The 2,331-nt window shown below is 33.5% G+C and carries 2 protein-coding genes; both read left to right on the forward strand.

The annotated features are described in order from the left end of the window. The first annotated feature begins 358 nt into the window (after positions 1–358). On the forward strand, positions 359–1,252 hold the full coding sequence (locus VB796_RS23645) for a hypothetical protein (RefSeq protein WP_323349064.1): 894 nt from the start codon (positions 359–361) through the stop codon (positions 1,250–1,252). Positions 1,253–1,276: 24 nt separating this feature from the next. Then, positions 1,277–2,155, forward strand: coding sequence for an Rpn family recombination-promoting nuclease/putative transposase (locus tag VB796_RS23650; protein ID WP_323349065.1), 879 nt, complete (start codon positions 1,277–1,279; stop codon positions 2,153–2,155). Positions 2,156–2,331 lie beyond the last annotated feature (176 nt).

The raw sequence follows: 2,331 nt of genomic DNA on the forward strand, positions 1-2,331 counted from the left end.
ACAGACAGTTGAAAAACTTAGAAAAAATGGCTAAAAAAATGGGAATGAGCCTACAAAAAACTCAATCTTAAATTACTAACAATCAGGCACTTAAAAAATCGGTTGTAGGAAGTGGGGGCTGACGGAAGTAATTGAACTTTGGTAATTCTTTTGTACTTTTGTTCCGTCGGACGGAAACTGCCAAACATTTGTAAGTAATTGAATATTAGTAATTTATATCGGCAGACTTTCGGGCGGACGACTTTCAAATTCCCCACCTGCCACAAGCCCTGCACGTTGGTGGCTACCGCAGATGGAATAAGCCAACAATTTAGTACACCACAAGTTTCAGGGCAATGCAAACAAAAAATCAAGACTTATGATTATCTTACTCACAATTATTTTTATAACAGGTGGAATATTCTTTTTGTATAAGTTCTTTATGCTCATCGGACATAAATTTTCGGGTTTCAATAATTATGAAAAAACTATACAAAGACTAAACGATTTGCTAAATGCAATAAAAAATAATTATGATTTAAGAAAAATTGAATCTAACTATCAAGGGATTAAATTTGGCTCATTTGAGCCAATAATTAAAAAATATGAAGAAAATAAAATACTGTTTGTATTAGAACAGTCTGTATTAGAAACAATTGGAGATAAGATAGCTTCTCTTTTTCTAATAATCCCCATGTCGATTTGGGTTTTTCCAGGTATTATTTTTGATATTTTTTCATTTTTTGATAAAAAAGTATTGTTTTTGAAAAATTTCAGTCTCTTAACAAAGCCATACTTAATTCCATATTTTTATTTTTTGGGTTTTGCGTTCGTAGTTTTTGTTATAATTCTTATTATAGATTCTAATCGGGACTCTAAAATAGACCAAATAAAACAAAACATTAGTGACCTTAACAGAGAAAATGCAGTCAAGTATGTTTATTTTTTAGTTATTAATCAGCTAAAAAGTCGCAATCAAAACGAAGTAAAACGAGAAATAGAAAAACTCTTTGAGGACAAGTTTAGTGACCGTAGTAAAGGAAACCTTCTCATATTTAGAGAGGAATTGAAAAAAGAAATGGCATTTACTTATGGAGAAGTGGTAAAACATGGAAACTTATCATTCCCATTGAGTTCTTTCTTCAATAGACCCTATGATTATCATGATTTTGATTTATATTTTTACCATGAAGTTAGGGAGAAAGTATATAATTTATTGATGACAAATTTAGATAATATAGAGCAATACATTATTAAAAATAAACCTTTGTAAGGTTAAATTATATAACTTTGCTTCATGGAAGCACTTTACACAGATAACCAAATATTTATTCCGATAATTTCGGATTACGGTTTCAAAGCTACTTTTGGCAATGAAGCAAATACGCTTTTCTTGCGTAAGGCATTGCAAGCACTTATCAAGTCTGAAATCCCTATAAAAGAGGTCAAATTTGATAAAAACACCTTTGAGGGTATCACCCAAGACGGTAGAAGTGGGATTTTTGACTTAGCTTGTACAGACGAAAACGACAATCATTTTATCGTAGAAATGCAGTACGGTGACGCACCGTATTTTGTACAACGCATGAAATTTTACGCTTTGCACAAGTTTAACGCAATGGTAAAACGTGGAAAGTTTGACTATGGAACGCTGACAAAAATCTATTGTGTGGCTATTTTGGCAAACGACATTCTACCCTATCCTCAATTTCATACCGTTGCGAATCTGAGAAACGAACAAGGAGAACTTTTTGATGAGCAAATGACGTTTATTACAGTAGAATTAGATAAATTTACTTTACAAGAAGTTGATTGTCAAACCGATTTAGAAAAATTGATATATACGATGAAAACGATACATACTCATACATTTACCAATCCTATACAATTCCCTAAGTTTTGGGACGAGGATTGGCTCAAAGTAGCTATTGATGAGTTGGACAGTCGCAAAATGACACCTGATGAAAAGGCATCGTTAGAAATTTTGATTGCTCGTAATGCTGAATCAGTTAAAGCAGAAAGCAGAAAAATAGCTGATGCAAAAAAGCAAGAAAAGGAATTATTTGTAAAAAGTCTTTTACAGCAGACGGATTTTGAAGCTAACAAAATTGCAAACCTTGCAGGAGTTTCGTTAGACTTTGTAAAATCAGTTCAGCGACAACTTTCTGCAAATTGACACTTAATGGACTTTTTGCTCATGGACACTTGACTGGCGAAGAAAAGCGGCAGCCACCAACAACTAAGCGTTCGTTGGGTACGCAGTGCCAACAATGAACGCTATGTTGAACGTAACCTGCGGTAGCGGAGTTAGATTGATGAAAAGATGTCTATGGGTTTCTCGACACGAGCGTG

Source organism: Arcicella sp. LKC2W (assembly GCF_034931005.1).
Lineage (GTDB): Bacteria > Bacteroidota > Bacteroidia > Cytophagales > Spirosomataceae > Arcicella.